Origin of the sequence: Halobacillus amylolyticus (assembly GCF_022921115.1) — a bacterium.
Taxonomy (GTDB): Bacteria; Bacillota; Bacilli; order Bacillales; family Halobacillaceae; genus Halobacillus_A; species Halobacillus_A amylolyticus.
Genome location: NZ_CP095076.1, coordinates 26,675 through 47,136, shown reverse-complemented (window position 1 = coordinate 47,136; position 20,462 = coordinate 26,675). Strand labels below are relative to the sequence as shown.

Here is a 20,462-nt window from a genome sequence, read left to right as displayed (position 1 = left end):
CTTAGCATTTTTCGGATACAGTATATAGGTCAACTACACAGATTTGCAGTTGACCTATGACTATATATTTTGTTTATTATTTCAAAACAATCTTATCTCAACTCGTCATCTAAAGGTATAATGACTTCATCTAATGTCTTTCTCCACTGACGTTTCATTTCTGGTCCGTACTTCAATGGTTTTGCATCAGGATTAACAGCTTTATACTTGTCAAATTGCTTGCTGTTGATGATACTGCCAATATTCGGAATAGGGTCAATTCCTATCAAGTATTGGATCGCAGATAAATGCAGATCATTTTCTTCCACAAACCAGGTATTTGCAAATTCTTCAATCGCTTTATTGCGTGCTTCAGTAAAAAATCCTCGCTTTACAATAAAAATATCTTCATCTGTATCTACTTCTTCAGCATCAATAGCATTTAAAATCGCACGGTATACATTTTTAACAATTTCTGATTTCTCTAGTTTTTGAAGTGCCTTTTCAATATCGTCACGGATATTCTTATTATTGGCTGAGTATGTTTCTAATAACTTATCAATGTAGGTTGAGTCAATATCATAAATCTTAATCGCGTTTTCTCCGTAGAATTCAATATCGGAGAAATCTGGTTCTGGTTCATCGGTGTCCTGTTCATCGACTAGCGAACCTTTAATTGTGTTATATACGCCGATATATTCTTCTATCGTCAGCACTTGATTTTGAAGTGCTTTTGATTGTTCCACTTCATCGTTATATTCATTATACGTTACTAACGCTTCGTAGGAATTATTTAGCTCTTGAAATGTCTTTACAAATTCAATCCGAGTATCAAGAGGTGAGTGTTCGTTTATATCGTTTGGATTTGGGACGACGGATTTTAATGTTTTGTGAGCCTTTTTGAATCGTTTCTTTGACTCATCATACGTAGGATAAATAAGTGTAGACTCTTCTTGTTCTCGAGAATATAACTTCGTTGCTTCTTGTACATTCTGCTCCATAGTATAAGGTTTTCGAAAGGTTACTATTAATCCCTTTGTTTTTTCTGGATATGTTCGATTGGTTCGGGAAAAAGCTTGAATTAAATTGGCGTAACTTAAATTTCGATCGACAAATAACGTTTGAACGGTTGGTGCATCAAAGCCAGTTAATAAACGGTCTACAACAATGACAAGGTCAATTTGTTTTCCAAACTCTTTAAATTCTGCTTTCTTACGAGCCAAACGATTATTAATATCGCCATTATATCGTTCCATATCCTCTATGGACCATGCTGTATCGTAATAATCATTATAGTCCTTGATGATTTCTTTCATTTCATCTTGGTTTTGTGTCGCATTCTCTTCGTTTTCTTGTAACGAATAGGTAATGGCAATCCGAGGAAAGTCCGAGTCTTCAATTGTACGTCCTTTTCGTATTGGGTGTTCAGCAAATTCTTTATTTAACCACTCTGGATTTTTAGTCATTTCTTTGATTGCATGATAATAACGTTTCGCCATATCAATAGAACTTGTTGTTAATATGGAAGATTTTTGTGGGCGACCATTTTGGAAATCAAATTTCGAATAAGCGTTATCTGGCCTGAAAATCTTATGAATGACCTTTTGGATATGTTCATCCCTTTCAAAAGAAGAGGGTTCAATATATGTTTCCTTTTCTATGCCATCCATTTGATCAATCAAATCATTTATTTCATCATTAGTAGAATCATATTTTGCATTTTGACGGAGTTGGTCAAAAATATAATTATTTAGTGATGTTGGTTCAATCGTATCTTCATGTTCTACTTGAAACCCTAAAACAGCACCATCTTCTAATGCATTTTTAATCGTATAGGCATGCAGGGCTTCTCCATATTGATCACGAGTCGTGCGTGCTAATTGACCTTTCGCTTGCTTTTTATTGACATTAAAAATTGGTGTACCTGTAAAGCCGAACCAGGTGGAATTTGGAAAGAATTCTTTCATACTTTCCATTCCTTCTGCACTTAATGCGCGATGACATTCATCCACGATAAAAACAATGTGTTGCCCTAGTAGTTTCTTAAAGCGTTGCGTACCTTTTTTCTCTTCTACCTTTTGTGCATGGCGTAAAGCTGATTCTAGCTTTTGACGAGTAGTGATAATTATTGTATTTGAATTAGCATCAGATAGTAATGTACTACTTAGTTCTTTTGCGCTGCCGGTTCCGACAATTAAGCTGTTAGAATTCGCATAACCAGAAGAAATACCAGTATTAAATTCAGAAGCGAATTTAGTGAATTCGGTCGTTGTTTGACTGTCCAAGTCTTTACGGTCAATCAGCATAATTGTACGGTCTACACCTGGTTTACGAGCTAATAATTTTGTAGAGACAAAACTTGTTAATGTTTTTCCTGAACCAGTCGCATGCCAAACAAATCCAGATTCATGTTTCACCGCAGATTTAAATAAAGCTTCTATTGCATGAACTTGGTATGGGTGTAAAACCATCAGAGTTTTGTTGTCTTGGTCCTCACTAACAATCGTATAATATGCAATTAATCGATGTGCATCTGGAATATTTAAAACTTGTTTCACAAATTCATAGAGGTTTTCTACTTTTCGATTTTCTGTGGTCCGCCAACTAAAGAGAAATTTTTTATGCATATCTTTTGGCATCGCATTTGCAAAATAACGCGTTGTTTGCTCATTGGAAACAACAAATAATTGTAGTGTGGAAAAGATATTCCCTCTAAACATGCCTTCTTCTGCATATTTCTTAACCTGATTAAACGCTTGGAACACACCATCTTTGGCGCTGGCTTGTTTTAATTCTATTTGAACAATGGGTAAGCCATTGATTAAGAGAGTTACATCAAAGCGACGATCACGGTCATCCACATTTGTTTTTTGTTTTGCAATTTGGTGAACGACTTCATATGTAGAGATTCCTCCGCCTATGTCATGATTCGAATACAATACCAACGACATCGGACCTAAAGAAGCATTTTCCCGTTCAATCGTAATACGAGCAATTCCATTCTCCCCTTTGAGCCATCTTGCAGCATCAAAGGGGGTTTTTGTTTTCAATAGCAGTTCTGTTTTAATTGTGTCAAATTCTTTATCCGTGATTGGATGTTCCCCAATTTCTGATAAGTTGTTTTGTGTGACTATTTTACGCAAGTTTTTCCAGAGATCATCTTCTGATTTTAAATCAGGACGATAATTCCATTGATTATACCCTTCCCCTAACACTTCAATCAGCCGTCGTTCCACTTCTGCTTCATCGTTATGGGATAGCTTCGTCATGTTTCTCCCTCCTTTCAATTACTTATATAAATATTTTTTGCAGGAAAGCTTTTTTGGTTTCTTTTAAGGTGTCAAGTTCGTGTTGGTGAGTGGCAATTATATCATCTAGATTTTTGAAGAAATTGCCGATTTTGGATTGCTCTTCTATTAACGGAAACACACCCTCAAATTCGAGTACATTTTTCACGCTAATTCCAAATACCTTCATTCCTGTTCCTGTCTTATAACCATACTTCCTAAAAGTTTGCGAATGTATCAAATAGTATAGAAACAAAGAATCTACTTGTTTAGGCCTCAATGCTATCGTATGGAGTCCAGAAACTAACTTATACGGTGTATTTATCGTGATTACTGCAGGTGCGGCTATCCCCTGATAATCTTCTGAAGCGTCTGCTAATACTAAATCCCCTTTTTCTAGCAGTTCGTAGTTTCCAGCCTTTATATTGGGTAAATTGCTAGATTCATCTATTACATCTGCAACTTTTGTGTGAATATCACCATAGTGTACATACTTGTATCCTGTATATTCACTAGTCTCTACATTACGAGATAAAGAATATGACTTTAACCTGTCCACTATTGAATTCAACTTTTGCTGTTCCCAATCTCCTGTAAATCCTGGGAACCGAATCTCTGGCATGGAATCCCCTTCTTTTGGAAACATTTTTTGCAAGAATCCCTGTTTTGTTTGTTTGAGGATGGTTAGTTCTCGCTCATGGATAGCGATTCTGTCGTCGAGCTGTTTTAAAAAATTTCCAATCGTGTCTTGTTCTTCCGATGATGGGAAGTAAAAACTCATTTTTGCTATCTGTTGGAAATTTAAACCTTCCCTTCCTCCACCAGCTTGGTTTAGTTCTATTTGTTTTTGGCCTTTTTCAGAGGTTATATTTAATTGTATAAAGTGTGGGTTGACTTCACTAATTGGACGGATTATTGAAACATGTTGATTTACATTTGCCTTATGATTTAATTTATATACTGCACTTCTACCAATTGAAGCACCAGTAATATTTAGCAATACATCGCCTTTTTGAACACGACTATTTGCCATATTTTCATCAATTTCAGGTGTAATATAAACAACATTATTAAAATTCACTTTATTATTCAAAATATTTTGTGAGCGCAACAAAGGAATTCCCTCAGATTTATAATTTTGAGCTCCACCTTTAGGAGTTTTACCACTTCCAATTTTAGTTGAGACATTTCCTAAATTACACTGCTCCCAATCTTCAGTAAATCCTGGAAACCGAATTTGTGGTGTCTGCTTATTTTTCACGATGAAACACCTCTAATGCACCCTTAATCCATTCTGCATTTTTTTCATCAAATTGTAGCGAAGAAATCGTGTCATATAGGCTTGATTCTAACTCTGCCTTTTCTTTTCGAATGTCTTGAATGGATGAACCAAGCGCAGCCATATCCACAGGTTCTTTTTCTTCAAACGTATCAACGTAACGAGGAATATTCAAATTAAAATCATTCTCTTTGATTTCCTCAAAAGAAGCTATGTGAGCATATTTCTCCACGTCTTGTCGGTTTTTATACGTTTCGACAATCATATCGATATTTTCTTTCGTAAGTTTGTTTTTGTTTTTTCCTTTTTCAAATTCTTTACTTGTATCAATAAATAATACATCACGGTGCTTGCGGTTTTTCTTTAAAATGATAACGGTTGTTGGAATGGATGTCCCGAAGAACAAGTTAGCTGGCATCCCTATGATCGCATCAATACTTCCATCTTCCAGTAATTTCTTGCGGATTACACCTTCTGCAGCCCCGCGGAACAGTACACCATGTGGTAAGACGATTGCCATTGTTCCTGAATCTTTCAAGTGGTAGAACCCATGTAAAAGAAAGGAAAAATCTGCTTTTGATTTTGGTGCTAACTTCCCGTAACGATTGAAACGAGAATCATCTAAAAACGTTTTATCTGATGACCATTTTGCTGAGTAGGGTGGATTCATCAAGACGGAATCAAAAGTATAAGGTTCATCTGTAGGCCAATCATTGTTCAATGTATCCCCATTACGTAGGCGCATATCTTCCTTTCGAATGCCATGCAAGATTAAGTTCATCTTCGCTAGATTATACGTTGTTGTATTTAGTTCCTGTCCGTGATACTTTACACTTTCTGGATGATTAATATAGTTTCGTACATTAAGCATCAAAGAACCTGATCCCATCGTTGGGTCATAGACACTAAACAATTTTCTATCCTCTTGACTGACTGCTACTATCTGAGCCATCATGTCCGATACTTTACTCGGTGTATAGAATTCGCCTGCTTTCTTTCCAGCCTCTGAAGCAAATTCACCAATCAAGAATTCATAAGCATCCCCAATAACATCACCGTCATGACCCATGACATCAATCTCACTTAATTTCTTCAAGACGTCGGAAATGGTAATGTTTCGTTGTTGATCGTCTGAGCCGAGTTTTTTGGAAGTCAAGTCTACATCATCAAATAATCCACTAAATTGATCGTATTTCGTGGACAAATCAATAAATGCTTTATTTAAATCATTCAATTGAAACGTATTACGTTTTGCTTTCTCAGCCAATACATTAAATAAATAATCTGGTTCCATATGATGTCCTAACGTATCGACTAATGTTTCAGTCAAGTCATCTTTTACTTCTTCATCAGCTAATAAATCCCGATATAATTGGGTTTGTTTTTCTTGTGTGTTGTATTCTTCTGTTGATTCATCTGCAATTTCAACAACTTTCACTAATAATTCATCCGATAAGTACTTGTAGAAAATTAATCCTAGTAAGTAATTTTTGTATTCCGATGCATCCATTTTACTTCGCAGGCTATCTGCAGCACTAAATAATTTTGAATTTAATTCAGACATATTGTGTTCCTCACTTTTCTTTTTACTGGTCTAATTGCTTCAATAATTCTAAATAAAATTGCTCTTCCAAATCTGCTTGTTTCTTTGCCAAAGCTTGATGCTTCTTCAAAGATAAATAAGCTTTTCCAATAGTTTTTTGCTTCTCCATGCTTGGTAGTTTCATCTCCAAAGATTTAAGAATGGCTGGCGTTAATTTTCGTACAGTGCTTCCTTGCATCGAAATCGCCATTTGCTTCTTCATAGAGTGTGATTCATTCAATGCATAACAGAGATAGCTATGATCCAATTGTTTGTGTTCAATAATAAGTTTAGCAAAGTTTTGATTAATAATTTTTTCTTCGTTTTCATTACTCACTATCGCAGCTTTGGAACTGACAAAGCTGAAAACGACTTCTCCAGCTTTACTCAAATGACTATCTTTATCACTTGAATTCGCACCATAAAAACTAGTTTTCGAGTCGAGGAATAAGCCATCTAAATCATTCATTAAATCCTCGTATGTATAAGTATCTAAGGACAGATTATTTTTCTTATTTCCTCTTGAAATATTGCTTCCTACTTTAACTGTTACGATGTCCTCAAGTTTCATATCCCACCCTCCCATACAAAGTAATTCTTTAAAATTACTAATATGTAATTGGATCTTAACACTCATAAAATAACCCGTCAACAAATTATGCGTAATTTTAAAGAATTACGCATAAAATGATTGTTATGTTTCATCCAGGTTTAAAATTAATTACCTAATTTGTATTTAAGGGGAAACTGTTTTAAAGGTAAGTTTTATATTACAACTATTAAAATTAAGGTGAATTTATCCTCTCTTAGAAAGGTAACGATAAAATGTAGCTCTGCTTACCTTAGCAGCATCCAATATCTCCTGAATACTATATTCTTTACTATCATACATGCGAAAGGCCATATCCAATTTGGATTGGTCTTTTTTTGGTCGCCCCCCTTTCCTACCTCGAGCTCTTGCAGCAACCAATCCGGATTTTGTTCGTTCAGATATAATATCCCGTTCAAACTGCGCTAATCCACTAAAAATCGTGAACACCAATTTTCCCATCGACGTTGTTGTATCTATATTCTCATTAATAGAAACAAAGTTAATGCCTTTATCCTGGAAGTCATTGATTAGATCTACCAAGTGTTTTGTGCTCCGGCCAATTCGATCGAGCTTATACACAACCACCGTATCTCCTTCACGTAGATACTTCATCATGTCCGTGAATGCCGGACGATCTTTTTTCGTTCCCGTAATTTTTTCCGAGTAGATATTTTTCTCTTCCACACCATATTGCTTTAAAGCGTCAAACTGCATATGTAAATTTTGATCTTTAGTACTGACCCGAGCATACCCAAATAACATATTTTGTAACTCCTTTTAAAATTCGCTACTTATATGTTATCAAAAAGGTTATTTAGTGTATATATTAATACTTTATTTTTGATACGGGTTTTGAAACTAGAGGGAGGTTTAATTTAAGGGATTTTCATTTTTGCATTTTTTGAGGTTGGCGAGTATCAAAAACGAACCTATAACAGGTGTTACCCCAATCCGGGAGATACAAAGGGTCAGAAGTAATTGGAAACCCTTCTTTTCCTTGATGGCTTAGGATATATATGGTAGAAATAATAGTATGTTGCTTCAAAGAAGGAGAGATACTTAATGAATAAAACAGATTTAGTTAATAAAGTTGCTGAGGAATCCGAGCTATCAAAGGAGAATGCAGGTAAAGCCGTTGATTCCATTTTGGAATCTATTACAGAAGCACTTTCAAGGGAAGATCGTGTTCAATTAATGGGTTTTGGTAACTTTGAAGTAAAAGAAAGATCTGCACGTAAAGGTCGTAACCCGCAAACAGGTGAGGAAATAGAAATAGCAGCAAGTAAGGTACCTGGATTCAAGCCAGGAAAGAGCCTTAAAGAAGCAGTAAAGTAAGATAATTTAAAGTGAGCATTTAAATGTTCACTTTTTTATTTTGTCTTGGGGGCGACTCCCTATTGGATTATCTGTTTGGCAGCCTTTTAATAAAACCATGCTTCTATTGAAATCTGTTAAATTCTGAGTAAATGTTTCATTTCCTTCACACCTTATTTCATTCAACACCTCAAACTGTTTTTTGATCTTGGTACTGACTCTCTAGTTATAATAGAGTGATTTTTCTTCCTTGGATGGATGCTATCAAAAATGAACGAACCTATAATGTAGGTTCGTCCTGGTATTGTGGATTATGTTTGAGTCTCTTCCATTTGCTTAACAAGCTTATAAAAGGTCGTTTTCTTAACCTCAGCTTGCTGCATAGCTCGGGTGGCTGTAATTTTCCCTTCTTTCCATTCCATATAGGCTTCTCGAAAAGTATCTGTTATCTGTGCTTTCGGTCTTCCAAGTTCTTTCCCTTGTTTTAATGCGGCATCAATGCCCTCACGTTGCCGTTTCCGAATGCGATCCCTTTCTTCTTGAGCCATCCAAGATAGGATTTGCAAAACGAGATCGGCTATAAAGGTCCCCATGCTGTCCTTATATTGGGTGGTATCGAGTAATGGCATGTCCAATACTACAATGTCGGCCTGAAGTTCCTTTGTAATGGCATTCCACTCCTGCACAATCTCCTCTTTATTCCGACCGAAGCGATCGAGGGAATGAATGTACAGCACATCTCCCGGGCGAAGGATTCGTTTTAAGAGCTGGTACTGTTCCCTTTGAAAATCCTTACCACTTACTTTATCCATAAATATATCACGCTTATTGATCTCTTGCTCTTTCATTGCAGCGACCTGACGTTCCTCACTTTGATCTTTGCTGCTCACTCGTATGTATCCATACTTCCGATTCTCCATTTAAAGGATAACCTCTCTTTCATTTGGTCTTTCTTCTTTAATTATACCCTTTTTCGTTCGTAAATGTATATAGAAACAAGCGGACGTTCTTAATCAATTTTTGGTATTTTACGAACGTTTAATTTCATAGATTTAAGATATTTACAGACTGTTCGTAAAGGTGTACTTTTACAAACACTTCCTATAATGTCCTTATATAGTTTTTTTATATCTTAGTAGAGATACAATCAAATGAATGTTTTATTAAATGGCACATTGGAAATAATGTGGTAAGGGAGGTGATGAAATGGGGTCATTAAGTGCTAAAAATGGAGCGTGGATTAGTACTTTTGCCTATTTACTTGTGTCGCTCATAAAAATCATTGTTGCTTGGCAGGTTAATTCCGTGGCATTAATGGCCGATGGTTTTAATAATTTCACAGATATTATTACGTCGGTTGCCTTAATTATTGGACTTAGGATTGCAAAAAAAGACCAAGATGAGAACCACCCATACGGCCATCTAAGAGCAGAAAACATTGCCTCGTTGGTTGCTGCCTTTGTTATTGCTGCAATAGGAATACAAATTTTAACTGATACCGTTCGTACAATTATAAATCAAGATTTCGTTGAACCAGACCCTCTTGCAATATGGGTTGGACTCGGGAGTGGGCTGTTCATGATTTTGATCTATTTTTTGAATAAAACAATTGCTTCAAATGAAAACAGTCAGGGGTTACGTTCCATCGCAAAAGATAATTTGTCCGATTCCATTGTAAGTTTTGGGACAGTGATTGGTATTGCAGGAGCCCAGTTTGGGATGTCATGGCTTGATCCTGTTACTGGTACTATAATTGGTTTAATCATCTTATGGGCAGCATGGGGAATCTTTAAAGAAACTGCCTTAATTTTAACTGATGGGATCGATCCAGAAAAGATACGCCAATACAAAGAATCGATATCAGATGTTCAAGAAATAGTGAAGGTCAATGATGTGAAAGCGAGAGTCTCAGGAAATAAGGTTATTATAGAAGTTGCTGTTACTCTTCAATCAGATTCAACCATAAAGGAAATGTCTCATGTAAGCGAAAAAATTAAAGAATTAATGCAAAAGCAACATAACAGCCTCATGACATTTGTTGAGATAAAACCTTCAGTTAAATAATTGGGAACTGGAGGTTTTTAATTTCTTCATAAAACCTAAACGGAAACAAAGTGAAACTAACAAGCTGAAGCAGTTGATAAAAAGTGTTGTATCGCATATTATAATAATCAAATGATTATTTGATTAAGGGGTGGAAAAATGAGTTCTAGTGATCGCTGCGAAATATTTTGCTTTGATGAGAAAAAGGTTAATCGAGTGCAAAGCCAATTGGATGAAGTAGATTTTGAATCCACAGTGACGATATTTAAAGCTCTTGGTGACCCAACGAGAATCAAAATTGCCTTTGCTCTGACACAAGAGGAAGAGTTATGTGTGTGTGACGTTGCCAACATTATAGGTTCTTCTCTGGCTACGGCCTCTCACCATCTTCGTCTACTGCGAAATCTAGGTATTGCAGGTTACCGAAAAGAAGGGAAGTTGGTTTTTTACTCGTTAAAAAATAAACATCTTGGATCTCTAATTCCGACCGTTTTAGAGCATCAACAGGAAGAAGTGGTTTCAAATGGCTGACAGTTTACAAATGGCAGAACCAAAAACGAATTTCCGTGTTCAGGGTTTTACCTGAGCAGATTGCGCTGCTCAGTTTGAGCAGAATGTCAAAGATTTGCCGGGCGTACAAGATGCCAAAGTGAATTTTGGTGCTTCCAAAATCGCTGTTTACGGAGAGGCCTCCTTAGAAGAGGTCGAAAAAGCAGGAGCCTTTGAGGGATACAAAATTTATCATGAAAATGAACAAGTCGATAGCGAGAAGGTTCCGTTTTGGAAAAATAAAGCTATGATTAGAATTGCCTTAGCAGGTGTGTTGGTATTAGTGGGATGGTTGCTAAGTCTTAATATGGAAGAAGAAAATGTGGTATCCGTTCTCTTATATGCTTCTGCTATGGCAATCGGAGGAGTTGGGTTATTTGTCAAAGGGCTTCGTAATTTAGTCCGTTTCCGGTTTGATATGAACACTTTGATGACCGTAGCCATCATTGGTGCCGCCGTGATTGGGGAATGGAGTGAAGGTGCGATTGTCGTCTTGTTGTTCGCGATCAGTGAAGCACTTGAGGCTTACTCCATGGATAAAGCTCGTAACTCCATACGTGAACTGATGGACATCGCACCAAAAGAAGCTCTCATTCGCCGTGGGAGTGAAGAAATGACGGTATCTGTCGATGATATTCAAATTGAAGACATTATGATCGTCAAACCCGGGCAAAAGTTGGCCATGGATGGCTTGGTTGTCAAAGGAACTTCAACCATCAATCAGGCAGCCATCACCGGGGAATCGATTCCGGTATCCAAGTCAAAGGATGATGAAGTCTTTGCCGGTACCTTAAACGAAGAAGGATTGTTGGAAGTCCGTGTCACGAAACGGGTGGAAGACACGACCATTGCTAAAATCATTCATATGGTTGAAGAAGCCCAAGCTGAACGTGCGCCTTCTCAAGCCTTTGTCGATCGTTTTGCCAAGTATTATACGCCCGCGGTCATTATTGCTGCCTTTTTAATTGCCATTATCCCTCCTCTTCTCTTTAATGGGGAATGGAGCGAATGGATTTATACCGGGCTTGCGGTTTTAGTTGTCGGTTGTCCTTGTGCCTTGGTGATTTCAACTCCCGTATCAATCGTCACTGCGATTGGGAATTCTGCCCGAAATGGTGTGCTCATTAAAGGCGGTGTGTATCTTGAAGAAGCCGGTGCACTATCTGCGATTGCCTTTGACAAAACGGGCACGTTGACCAAAGGGATTCCGGAAGTAACCGATATCGTTTATTTAGAAGAAGAAAACAATAATCTATTGGGCATTGCGGCCGCCATTGAAAAGGGCTCACAACACCCATTAGCCGCAGCTATCGTTCAAAGAGCTGAAAGTGAGCAATTAGATATAACGTCTTGGCCGATCGATGATTTTCACTCTTTGACCGGGAAAGGTGTGCAAGCTAAAGTCAAGGACTCAACTTACTATGTCGGCAGTCCAAAACTCTTTAATGAATTGTTGTTGTCGGGACTTAATAACGAGGTATCATCTCAAATTGAAACGTTACAAAAACAAGGTAAAACCGTAATGGGGCTTGGAACTAACGAGAATATTCTCTTACTCATTGCTGTAGCTGATCCGGTTCGGGAAAGCAGTCAGGAAATTATTCAGAAACTGCATCAACTCGGGATCAAAGAAACCATCATGCTTACCGGGGATAACGAAAACACAGCTCAGGCGATTGGAAAACAACTTGGCATAAGCAAGGTAAAAGCAGAGCTGCTTCCTGAAGATAAGTTGAATGCGATTAAGGACTTAAAGGAACAGCATAAGGTGGCCATGATTGGTGATGGCGTTAATGATGCGCCCGCACTGGCTACAGCCGACTTAGGTATTGCCATGGGAGGGGCTGGAACCGATACGGCTCTCGAGACAGCAGATATTGCTCTTATGGCTGATGACCTGGATAAACTACCGTTTACCGTCAAGTTAAGCCGAAAGGCACTGCAAATCATCAAACAAAACATTAGTTTCTCACTAATTGTAAAGGCTGTGGCCTTATTGCTAATCATTCCGGGATGGTTAACTTTATGGATTGCAATTCTGGCAGATATGGGAGCGACACTTTTAGTCACCTTGAATGGGTTAAGGCTCCTTAAAACAAAGGAATAATGCAGAACAAAATATCTGAAAGCCGGTCATTTTGCTGAAATGACCGGCCTTTCTATAACAAGTCTGAATTTGCTACAGGTAAGGAGGATATACAATGGAGTTGACTACAATAAGCAGTAACTTGCTTTATGCTGCATTTATTATTTATTTAATTGCTACATTTTTCTTCGGAGGAACGATTCGTGATAAGAAAAGGAAGAGTGCGGGGAAGGCGGGCAACATTGGCATAGCATTGACTATTATAGGGTTCCTTAGTCAAGTCGGCTACTTCTTTACAAGGTGGGTTGCGAGTAATCACGTTCCTGTTAGTAATTTGTATGAATTTACAACATTTTTTGGTATGATGCTTGTCCTGGCGTTTATTGTTATGTATTTTATTTACCGTATCAACATTCTAGGACTGTTTGCACTACCTATAGCCCTGCTAATTATTGCTTTTGCGAGTATGTTTTCAAGTGAAATATCCCCACTTGTTCCCTCATTGCAGTCCCATTGGCTTTATATCCATGTAACAACGGCATCACTTGGGGAAGCTATTTTATCGATTAGTTTTGTGGCAGGATTGATCTTTCTAATCCGTCAAACGGATCAAAGTAAAGGATCTAAGCATACTTTTTGGTTAGAGAGCGTGATTTACATGCTAGCTGCAGCTTTAGCGTTTATCATTATCTCTTCAACCTTCAATGCGATGAATTACGAAGCCATATTTGAAGCTCCTGTTGAAGGACAAACTGTGGAGATTACTTACCAAATGCCAGCGATAGCTGGGCCAACGGACGGCGAGTTACTTACTGATAATATTACTCCACTTTTTAATGTGCCAGAGTGGATGCGTGGTGTGGATGCAGCTGTTAAATTCAATACGATCCTATGGTCCTTCCTTGGGGGCTTGTTCTTTACTGGCTGGTACGTTTAATCTTAAGAAAGCGCATTGGGGCAGCCATCCAGCCTCTATTGAAGAAAGTGAACCCAGAACTTGTTGATGAAATCTCTTATCGGGCAGTGGCGATTGGGTTCCCTATTTTTACACTAGGTGCGCTGATTTTTGCGATGATATGGGCCCAAGAAGCTTGGAGCCGTTTCTGGGGATGGGATCCTAAAGAAGTGTGGGCTTTAATTACTTTCTTTTTCTATGCTGCTTTCCTACACCTTAGACTTTCCAGAGGATGGCATGGAACAAAATCAGCATGGCTGGCAGTAGGAGGGTTTGCCATCATTATGTTTAACTTACTTGCTGTAAACTTAATCATATCTGGTTTGCATTCCTACGCGTAAGTGATCCTTCTGCTGTGATTTTATGAGGAAGAGTGTGCTAAGTTTGATTAATTGTAGACAATGAACTGAAGCATGTCGTAAATGTGCCGATGAGGGTGAGAATCCAGTCGTATAGAGGGTAAATAAAAAACACAGGCAGTCATAATTGCTAACTGCCTGTGTTTTAGTTGTAAATGTTTTCTGTGCTGAAAAGCAAAGCTGGCTGATTATACTTAGGGATCAATACTCTGTAATTATAATAGGGGAACCAATTGTTACCTCTGTGTGTGCACCCCTGTCTCGATAAGCAACTTGCATATTCATGGCTTGTTTATCTCCTAACGGAACTTTAACATCCCACTTGGTGGAATAGGCGGAAATAGAAACAAAATTCTCCTCATATATACCTTCGACAGCCTTTCCAGACATAGACCGTATAAGGTTTTGAGCTTCTTTTTTTATCCTGTTGTTTTGACCTTCTACATAACCCTCTACTGTATAAAATACCTTATGTTTATCTATTTTTGATTTATAAAGATTATAGACTTGCTCCCAAATATCAATGCCCCATTTTTCCCCATCGATATTATAAGTAACACTTAATTTGTAATTTCCTTTCATAGGGTAATAGATGATCGATATTTGTTGATCTACATTAGTTCCCTTACCTTTGACACCAACCATTTTATAATGGTTTCCTTTAAATTGTTCCTCGGACCATTCATAGCCTTGTTCACGGGACTTTATTTCTTTCACCCTATTTCGAACACTTTCTATACTATCAAATGCTACGATTGATTCCTTTATGGCCATGGACCACGAAGCTATTTCTATATCTGCTTCTTCAGCTTTTTCAGTAATCTCCAATATTTCAATTGTCTTTGCTGCACTAGTTAATTCACTGGATATAAAAAAGAAGGAAATAAATATTAGTACGGGTATCATTAGACAATATAATTTTTTCATGATCATATTTTTCACTCCCTTTAATAACATCATAGCCAGGGAGGAAAAAGATATACTAGGTTAAGAGATTCTGTTAATCCAGATTCCCATTCCTGACGCCACCCCTCTGTTGAGTGAGATTTTAAGGTTGGGGCATTAAAGAAGACTTCTAGTAATAAATAGAAAAAGCATTTGCCTAAAAAAGACAAATGCTCTTCTTCATTAAATACTAAGCGATACATATTTCACTTCTAAATATTCTTCGATGCCTTCTTGTCCGCCTTCGCGACCCAAACCACTTTGCTTCATACCGCCAAATGGTGCTTGGGCTGCCGATGGAATGCCATCATTCCATCCAATAATTCCGTATTCAAGTCCTTCTGAGATACGGGTGCCCCTTGATACGTTTTGTGTAAAGAAATAAGCTGCAAGACCAAACGGGGTATCGTTGGCTGCTTTTACTGCTTCATCATCATGGTCATATTTTGCAATGGGAAGAATCGGCCCAAAAGTCTCTTCATTCATAATAACCATGTCATAATTGGCATCAGCTAATATAGTTGGCTTATAAAAGTAAGTCCCTTTATCTGTATCTGCTTGGCCTTCACCACCAGTGGTCACCCTCGCTCCTTTTTCCTGGGCATCCTCCACATGGCGTCCTGCTTTTTCAAAACCTTCTTTATTGATTAAAGGACCGACATCAATACCATCTTCTAGTCCGTTACCAACGTTAAGCTTTTCAACTTCGGCGGTCATTCGTCTAACAAGTTCGTCGTAAATACTTGATTGAGCATAAACGCGGTTAGCCGCGATACAGGTTTGGCCACTATTTCTAAACTTAGCCGCCATTAGCATTTCAATAGTTTTATCAAGATCTGCATCATCACATACAATCACCGGTGCATGGCCGCCAAGTTCAAGGGAAAGTTTCATGACTTGTTCAGCGCTCTGTTTTATTAACAACTTACCGACAGGCGTTGAGCCGGTGAATGTTAACTTACGAACGCGCATATCAGACATAACCGTTTCTGAGAATTTTTCTGGATTACCATTCACGACATTGAAAACACCTTTCGGAATGCCTGCTTCTTCAGCTAATTTTGCTAGTTTCATACATGTTAAAGGTGTTTCTTCAGGTGGTTTAACGATAAGCGTACAACCTGCAGATAGAGCAGGGCCAAGTTTCCTTGTAATCATAGCTGCTGGAAAGTTCCATGGTGTAATTGCCGCAACAACGCCGACTGGTTGTTTCATCACCTTAATACGGTGGTTTTCCCTTTTTCCGGGAACCGTCCGTCCGTAGATGCGTTTACCTTCCTCGGCGTACCATTCTATGAATGAAGCCGCATATTGTACTTCTCCCTTAGATTCTTTTAACGGCTTGCCATTCTCTTTCGTCATAACTTCAGCGATTTCATCCTCATGCTCCATAATGAGATCAAAATACTTTCTAAGCACATCACCACGATCAGCTGCTGACTTCTTAGACCATTCAGGAAGAGCTTGAGACGCTGCTTCAATTGCTTGTTTGGCATGTTCTTCATCAGCATTAGGGACCGATCCGATGTATTCTCCAGTTGCAGGATTGACTACTTTAACCTTATTAAAACCGTCGCCAACCCATTCACCATTAATATAGTTTAAATAGTGGAGTTGTACCATTAAACCCCTCCTTTTAGGGTGTTGTTAAGTATTATCAAAAAGATTTAGCATACCTTGTTTACTTTTCCATAATATACGCTTTTCATGCAGTTTTAGGCGTTTTTCTTTAGTAGTTATACGATCCTTTTTGATAACGTTAAATTGGCCGTGACTTCATCTTGCAATATGGGCGTTCATTACTTTTTTGGAAAAAAAGGTAAATTTTTCGCTTTTTGGGTATTGTTATCAAAAACCAACGTTATTAATAAGTATATGGATTTTATGTTTGAAAGGGTATCTCACTAAAACGTGCCATTTAATGGAATAAGCCTTATTGATAAAAAAGGGATAAAGTTACCATTTGACCCTGTACCATAGTACGGAGTACATACTAATAACTGAGGAGGGGACGAAATGGAAGGATTAACAATAAGCCAAGTAGCAAAAGAAGCAAACGTCAATATTGAAACCATTCGATATTATGAAAGGCGTGGATTAATTTCTGAGCCTACTCGAACGGAATCAGGTTACAGAAAATTTCCCCAAGAAGTCGTGGAAGATATTAAATTCATCAAACGAACGAAGGATTTAGGGTTTACTCTAGGAGAAATTAAAAACCTTTTAGCTGCCTCAAATGATGAAAAGTTTCGTTCAGAGGAAATGCACGATTTTGCAACAAGTAAAATGAAAGAGATTGAAGCAAAAATTCATGATTTACAGCAAATGAAAACATTGCTTGAAGACTTGGTAGAAAAGTGTCCCGGTTCTGGGATTTCAAAAGGTGAATGTCCAATTATTAAAAATTTTAAAGGAGTGAATTAGAATTGGCTAAACGATTAGTAGAAGTATTTACGGCAGGTTGTAGTGTTTGTGAAGGTGCGGTACAACAAGTAAAAGATTTAGCTTGCGATAATTGCGAAGTAGTGGTTTATGATTTAAATAAAAAATGCGACACACTTGAATGTGAAACAAAAGCGAAAGAATATGGTGTTAAATCTGTTCCAGCCGTTGCAATCAATGGGGAGTTGATCAGCAACAACGGCATCGACATCGATGCGTTAAAAGCTGCTGGCTTAGGGCAATAAATAACAAATGGCAAGGGTGAAATTTTTACCCTTGTTTTTTATGCAAAAAAAAGAGAGTTATCCGTGAATACGGCGGTTTCAAAAAATGTAACAACTATCTTGTTTTACTTTTTATAAATTTATTTAATATGAATCCTAAAAGCTTTAACAATAATTCCATCATCTGCTGGTTCGAAGTCGTATTGTGGCAATCGTTCAAATCCGAGACCTTCATATAATTTGACTGCATTTTCCATAAAATCGGCAGTGTGTAATCCAATTGACCGAAAGCCTCTGTTCTTTGTCCGCCTTATACACTCAGAAATCATTGCTTTTGCGACACCTTTTCCACGAAATTTTGACGATACAGCCAACTTCCGTATTTCTGGATAATCCAACTCATCATCCAGTAACCCGGTATATAATTCTGTTTTTGGAGGAAATAAAACAACAGTCCCTACTATTTCCCCTTCGACCTCTGCTACGAGTTGGTCGACATTTGATTGTAAATCTTCCTCCGTTAAGATTTGTTGTTTAAGAACATTCCAATGATCCCTAGGGACTTTTTGTTCATGTTCGTTATATGCATCTAATCTTAAGTTTTTTATATATTCTAATTCACTTTCTAGTACATCACGTATAATCACCACTTATCATCTCCTAATTCTTATTAACGATTTTAATCTTTACTTAATTGAAAGCACAAATCTAGATTTGATACTCATTTATCGGCATCGCTAAACGTGCAGTGGTTTCTGATTCCTGTTGTTTTATTTTATAAATTCAATATAAATCGTTCTATACTGAGTTATCTAATAGAATTTAATAATTTTAAAATGATAATTGTATAAAGTCAACTATTATGTAGCATTCGTTTGATGGTTTGCTATTGCTACAATGTTAAGAAAATAACAAATGTAAATCACCTTATTAAATCAACGGTGTGCAATTATAAAGTAAGAACTGCTTCTTTATTGGGGTAGCGTCAGGAAAATACGGATTTACAATGTTAAGGGGTACCGCCAGAAAAACGCGTTAAACGTACGTTAAGAGTTGTGTTGTATTAAAATCAAGGGAATTTGTTTAAAATGGCCATTTTGATCAACAATAAGGAGAAAAAAGAAAAAGGAGAACAGTGATCCTTATGTCTGAGAAGTGGCTATACATATTTTCAACAACCGTATTAATTATTTGGGGATTGGTATTGTACTGGCTACATCCCATTATAGGAAGTGGAGGAGGACCATAATCTTTTGATTGGGGCAAGTACCACTACTTTTTAATCCTTAGCGTACGAAATTGAAATTTGCGCCCTGGGAATATTTTACATACACCTTTAAAACGGAGAAAGCAGCCTTTTTATGCTACTATTGTGCAGAGGTGATTAAAGGTGTTTGTCTCACCAATGTTATTACAGAGGTTAGATCGTCCTTTCGATGATGAAGGGTATATAACGGAGCTTAAATTAGATGGTATCCGATTAATTTTATCTAAGTTTAATAATAAGGTACATTTATATACACAGCACAATAATGAAGTGACGTCTAAGTTTCCCGAACTTCAGCGTATAGATATTCCTGACGGCACGGTCTTAGATGGAGAGATCGTTGTTTCCGATACAGAGGGAAAGCCAGATTTTGAATTCATGATGGAACGATTCATGTCCAGTAGATCAGAGCATTCCATTCAATTCTGTGTATTTGATGTCATCTATCATGAGGGAAAGAAAGTGGCACATCTTCCTTTAATAGAGAGGAAGGAAATACTGGCATCTTTAATTGTTAATGAGGAACATATAACAAAGGTCCAATGGGTGCATGGGCATGGGAAAGCTTATTTCGATATCGTAAAGCAGAATGGTCTAGAAGGAATCGTGCATAAGCGTGCTGATTCCAAATATCAAATCAAGAAGCGCTCACAGGATTGGATTAAAGTGATCAACTATCAACAAACTGATGCAGTCATAATGGGCGCAAGAAAAGGTGAGTTTGGTCTGCTACTGGGAATTGAAGAAAGGGACAGAATAAAGCCGGTAGGGGTTATGGAGTTTATGAATCCAGATGCCAAGAAGCAATTATACAGTAGGTATAGGGATTTAATTACGGAGGAAAACGAAAATTTCATTTTTATAGAACCAAAGATTAAGTGTCGAGTTAAATACAGGAATTACACAAAGAAGGGATTACTCAGGATTCCATCTTTTATTGAATATATATCTTAAGCAAAATTCACTTTCAAAGAAGCCCCAGAAATACGGGGCTTTTATTTATTCCTTAATTGGGACCGATGATTGAACAGAATTTTTTGCTGCCTTCAAAACGCCAGGGAGGACAACATTTATGAATTATTTTTTTGGGCTAATTCAATTCTGTCAGGAGCCATAGGTGGCTGTTCTAACCACCTGTTTTTAATCATGATATTAGCCCCGTCCTCTGATAATTTTTGGATTTCTATCGAGAGTCTGTTGTACATCACACCAATGTCCATTCTGGTATATGTATTAGTACCCATTCATTAGGGGGTATCGGACGACAGCACTAGGGATTGATCACAAAGCAAAAAACGCTTTTCGTCACTCCCTACGTGTCGCTTCGGTACTAAACAGACCGATAACCACGGACTGTACGGCTGGCGCCAACATTCCGTAGGTTCCTGTTCTGTTTGCCTTGCGGCCATACCGAACGAGTCGACATTCAAACTCAAATACATCAATCGATAGCAGGCAAAGCCTGCTTTTTATTATGGTTATTTTTCCTTTTGCACTCCGAATCGTAAAACAGCACAAATCTTCTAACCTTCCACTGGGGCAGGAACCGTATGCCTTTC

At 37.6% G+C, this 20,462-nt stretch carries 17 protein-coding genes and 1 pseudogene; 8 read left to right on the top strand and 10 right to left on the bottom strand.

Going from position 1 to position 20,462, the window contains the following annotated elements; all coding sequences use genetic code 11:
• Positions 1 to 92: 92 nt before the first annotated feature.
• The 5 genes from MUO15_RS21040 to MUO15_RS21020 all read right to left on the bottom strand — a co-directional run bounded on the left by MUO15_RS21040 (position 93) and on the right by MUO15_RS21020 (position 7,481).
• Entirely contained in the window at positions 93 to 3,248 is a 3,156-nt protein-coding gene (locus MUO15_RS21040) for a type I restriction endonuclease subunit R (protein WP_245036317.1), read from the bottom strand.
• Positions 3,249 to 3,270: 22 nt separating this feature from the next.
• Positions 3,271 to 4,527, bottom strand: a complete 1,257-nt coding sequence (locus tag MUO15_RS21035) for a restriction endonuclease subunit S (protein ID WP_245036315.1) — start codon at positions 4,525 to 4,527, stop codon at positions 3,271 to 3,273.
• A complete protein-coding gene (locus MUO15_RS21030) occupies positions 4,517 to 6,109 on the bottom strand; it encodes a type I restriction-modification system subunit M (protein ID WP_245036313.1) in 1,593 nt (530 codons plus the stop codon). The genes MUO15_RS21035 and MUO15_RS21030 overlap by 11 nt, the downstream gene beginning before the upstream one ends.
• Before the next feature lie 22 nt (positions 6,110 to 6,131).
• On the bottom strand, positions 6,132 to 6,698 hold the full coding sequence (locus tag MUO15_RS21025; protein WP_245036311.1) for a restriction endonuclease subunit S: 567 nt from the start codon (positions 6,696 to 6,698) through the stop codon (positions 6,132 to 6,134).
• 225 nt (positions 6,699 to 6,923) lie between these two features.
• The gene (locus tag MUO15_RS21020) at positions 6,924 to 7,481 is read right to left on the bottom strand and encodes a recombinase family protein (protein WP_245036309.1); all 558 of its coding nucleotides are present in this window, start codon (positions 7,479 to 7,481) and stop codon (positions 6,924 to 6,926) included.
• Between the two features lie 300 nt (positions 7,482 to 7,781).
• On the opposite strand from MUO15_RS21020, the gene MUO15_RS21015 reads away from it, so the two are divergent.
• Positions 7,782 to 8,054, top strand: coding sequence for an HU family DNA-binding protein (locus tag MUO15_RS21015; RefSeq protein ID WP_245036308.1), 273 nt, complete (start codon positions 7,782 to 7,784; stop codon positions 8,052 to 8,054).
• 290 nt (positions 8,055 to 8,344) lie between these two features.
• Here MUO15_RS21015 and MUO15_RS21010 read toward each other — a convergent pair whose 3' ends face one another.
• A complete protein-coding gene (locus MUO15_RS21010) occupies positions 8,345 to 8,953 on the bottom strand; it encodes a recombinase family protein (protein ID WP_245036307.1) in 609 nt (202 codons plus the stop codon).
• Positions 8,954 to 9,239: 286 nt separating this feature from the next.
• Here MUO15_RS21010 and MUO15_RS21005 point away from each other — a divergent pair, with 286 nt between their 5' ends.
• The 4 genes and pseudogenes from MUO15_RS21005 (at position 9,240) to ccsB (ending at position 14,007) form a co-directional block, all read left to right on the top strand.
• Complete coding sequence (locus MUO15_RS21005; protein ID WP_245036306.1) at positions 9,240 to 10,097, top strand: cation diffusion facilitator family transporter; 858 nt, start codon at positions 9,240 to 9,242, stop codon at positions 10,095 to 10,097.
• 138 nt (positions 10,098 to 10,235) lie between these two features.
• The gene (locus MUO15_RS21000; protein ID WP_245036305.1) at positions 10,236 to 10,607 is read left to right on the top strand and encodes an ArsR/SmtB family transcription factor; all 372 of its coding nucleotides are present in this window, start codon (positions 10,236 to 10,238) and stop codon (positions 10,605 to 10,607) included.
• On the top strand, positions 10,600 to 12,732 hold the full coding sequence (locus tag MUO15_RS20995; protein WP_305853294.1) for a heavy metal translocating P-type ATPase: 2,133 nt from the start codon (positions 10,600 to 10,602) through the stop codon (positions 12,730 to 12,732). The genes MUO15_RS21000 and MUO15_RS20995 overlap by 8 nt, the downstream gene beginning before the upstream one ends.
• Positions 12,733 to 12,826: 94 nt before the next feature.
• Positions 12,827 to 14,007, top strand: a pseudogene (gene ccsB / locus MUO15_RS20990) (c-type cytochrome biogenesis protein CcsB).
• A 219-nt stretch (positions 14,008 to 14,226) separates the two neighbouring features.
• Here the strand turns inward: ccsB and MUO15_RS20985 are convergent.
• Both MUO15_RS20985 and MUO15_RS20980 read right to left on the bottom strand, forming a co-directional pair.
• A complete protein-coding gene (locus tag MUO15_RS20985) occupies positions 14,227 to 14,958 on the bottom strand; it encodes a YwmB family TATA-box binding protein (RefSeq protein ID WP_245036304.1) in 732 nt (243 codons plus the stop codon).
• 195 nt (positions 14,959 to 15,153) lie between these two features.
• Positions 15,154 to 16,593 carry an NAD-dependent succinate-semialdehyde dehydrogenase gene (locus MUO15_RS20980; protein WP_245036303.1) on the bottom strand — a complete coding sequence of 480 codons (1,440 nt, stop codon included), beginning with the start codon at positions 16,591 to 16,593 and terminating at the stop codon, positions 15,154 to 15,156.
• 393 nt (positions 16,594 to 16,986) lie between these two features.
• Between MUO15_RS20980 and MUO15_RS20975 the strand changes: the two genes are divergently transcribed.
• Positions 16,987 to 17,394, top strand: coding sequence for a MerR family transcriptional regulator (locus MUO15_RS20975; protein ID WP_245036302.1), 408 nt, complete (start codon positions 16,987 to 16,989; stop codon positions 17,392 to 17,394).
• Positions 17,395 to 17,396: 2 nt separating this feature from the next.
• On the top strand, positions 17,397 to 17,657 hold the full coding sequence (locus MUO15_RS20970) for a thioredoxin family protein (protein ID WP_245036301.1): 261 nt from the start codon (positions 17,397 to 17,399) through the stop codon (positions 17,655 to 17,657).
• A 119-nt stretch (positions 17,658 to 17,776) separates the two neighbouring features.
• Here the strand turns inward: MUO15_RS20970 and MUO15_RS20965 are convergent, their stop codons facing one another.
• A complete protein-coding gene (locus MUO15_RS20965; protein ID WP_245036299.1) occupies positions 17,777 to 18,283 on the bottom strand; it encodes a GNAT family N-acetyltransferase in 507 nt (168 codons plus the stop codon).
• Between the two features lie 743 nt (positions 18,284 to 19,026).
• Between MUO15_RS20965 and MUO15_RS20960 the strand changes: the two genes are divergently transcribed.
• Positions 19,027 to 19,857: an ATP-dependent DNA ligase gene (locus MUO15_RS20960; RefSeq protein WP_245036297.1), complete on the top strand. Its 831-nt coding sequence runs from the start codon at positions 19,027 to 19,029 to the stop codon at positions 19,855 to 19,857.
• Positions 19,858 to 19,973: 116 nt separating this feature from the next.
• Here the strand turns inward: MUO15_RS20960 and MUO15_RS20955 are convergent, their stop codons facing one another.
• On the bottom strand, positions 19,974 to 20,108 hold the full coding sequence (locus tag MUO15_RS20955; protein ID WP_396266368.1) for a DUF3231 family protein: 135 nt from the start codon (positions 20,106 to 20,108) through the stop codon (positions 19,974 to 19,976).
• Positions 20,109 to 20,462: the final 354 nt, after the last annotated feature.

Coding starts and splice junctions, on each gene's coding strand:
- MUO15_RS21005 (WP_245036306.1), top strand. CDS start 9,240: ATGGGGTCATTAAGTGCTAAAAATGGAGCGTGGATTAGTACTTTTGCC.
- MUO15_RS20985 (WP_245036304.1), bottom strand. CDS start 14,958: ATGATCATGAAAAAATTATATTGTCTAATGATACCCGTACTAATATTT.
- MUO15_RS21010 (WP_245036307.1), bottom strand. CDS start 8,953: ATGGAGAATCGGAAGTATGGATACATACGAGTGAGCAGCAAAGATCAA.
- MUO15_RS21015 (WP_245036308.1), top strand. CDS start 7,782: ATGAATAAAACAGATTTAGTTAATAAAGTTGCTGAGGAATCCGAGCTA.
- MUO15_RS21020 (WP_245036309.1), bottom strand. CDS start 7,481: ATGTTATTTGGGTATGCTCGGGTCAGTACTAAAGATCAAAATTTACAT.
- MUO15_RS20975 (WP_245036302.1), top strand. CDS start 16,987: ATGGAAGGATTAACAATAAGCCAAGTAGCAAAAGAAGCAAACGTCAAT.
- MUO15_RS21040 (WP_245036317.1), bottom strand. CDS start 3,248: ATGACGAAGCTATCCCATAACGATGAAGCAGAAGTGGAACGACGGCTG.
- MUO15_RS20980 (WP_245036303.1), bottom strand. CDS start 16,593: ATGGTACAACTCCACTATTTAAACTATATTAATGGTGAATGGGTTGGC.
- MUO15_RS21000 (WP_245036305.1), top strand. CDS start 10,236: ATGAGTTCTAGTGATCGCTGCGAAATATTTTGCTTTGATGAGAAAAAG.
- MUO15_RS21025 (WP_245036311.1), bottom strand. CDS start 6,698: ATGAAACTTGAGGACATCGTAACAGTTAAAGTAGGAAGCAATATTTCA.
- MUO15_RS20955 (WP_396266368.1), bottom strand. CDS start 20,108: ATGTACAACAGACTCTCGATAGAAATCCAAAAATTATCAGAGGACGGG.
- MUO15_RS21030 (WP_245036313.1), bottom strand. CDS start 6,109: ATGTCTGAATTAAATTCAAAATTATTTAGTGCTGCAGATAGCCTGCGA.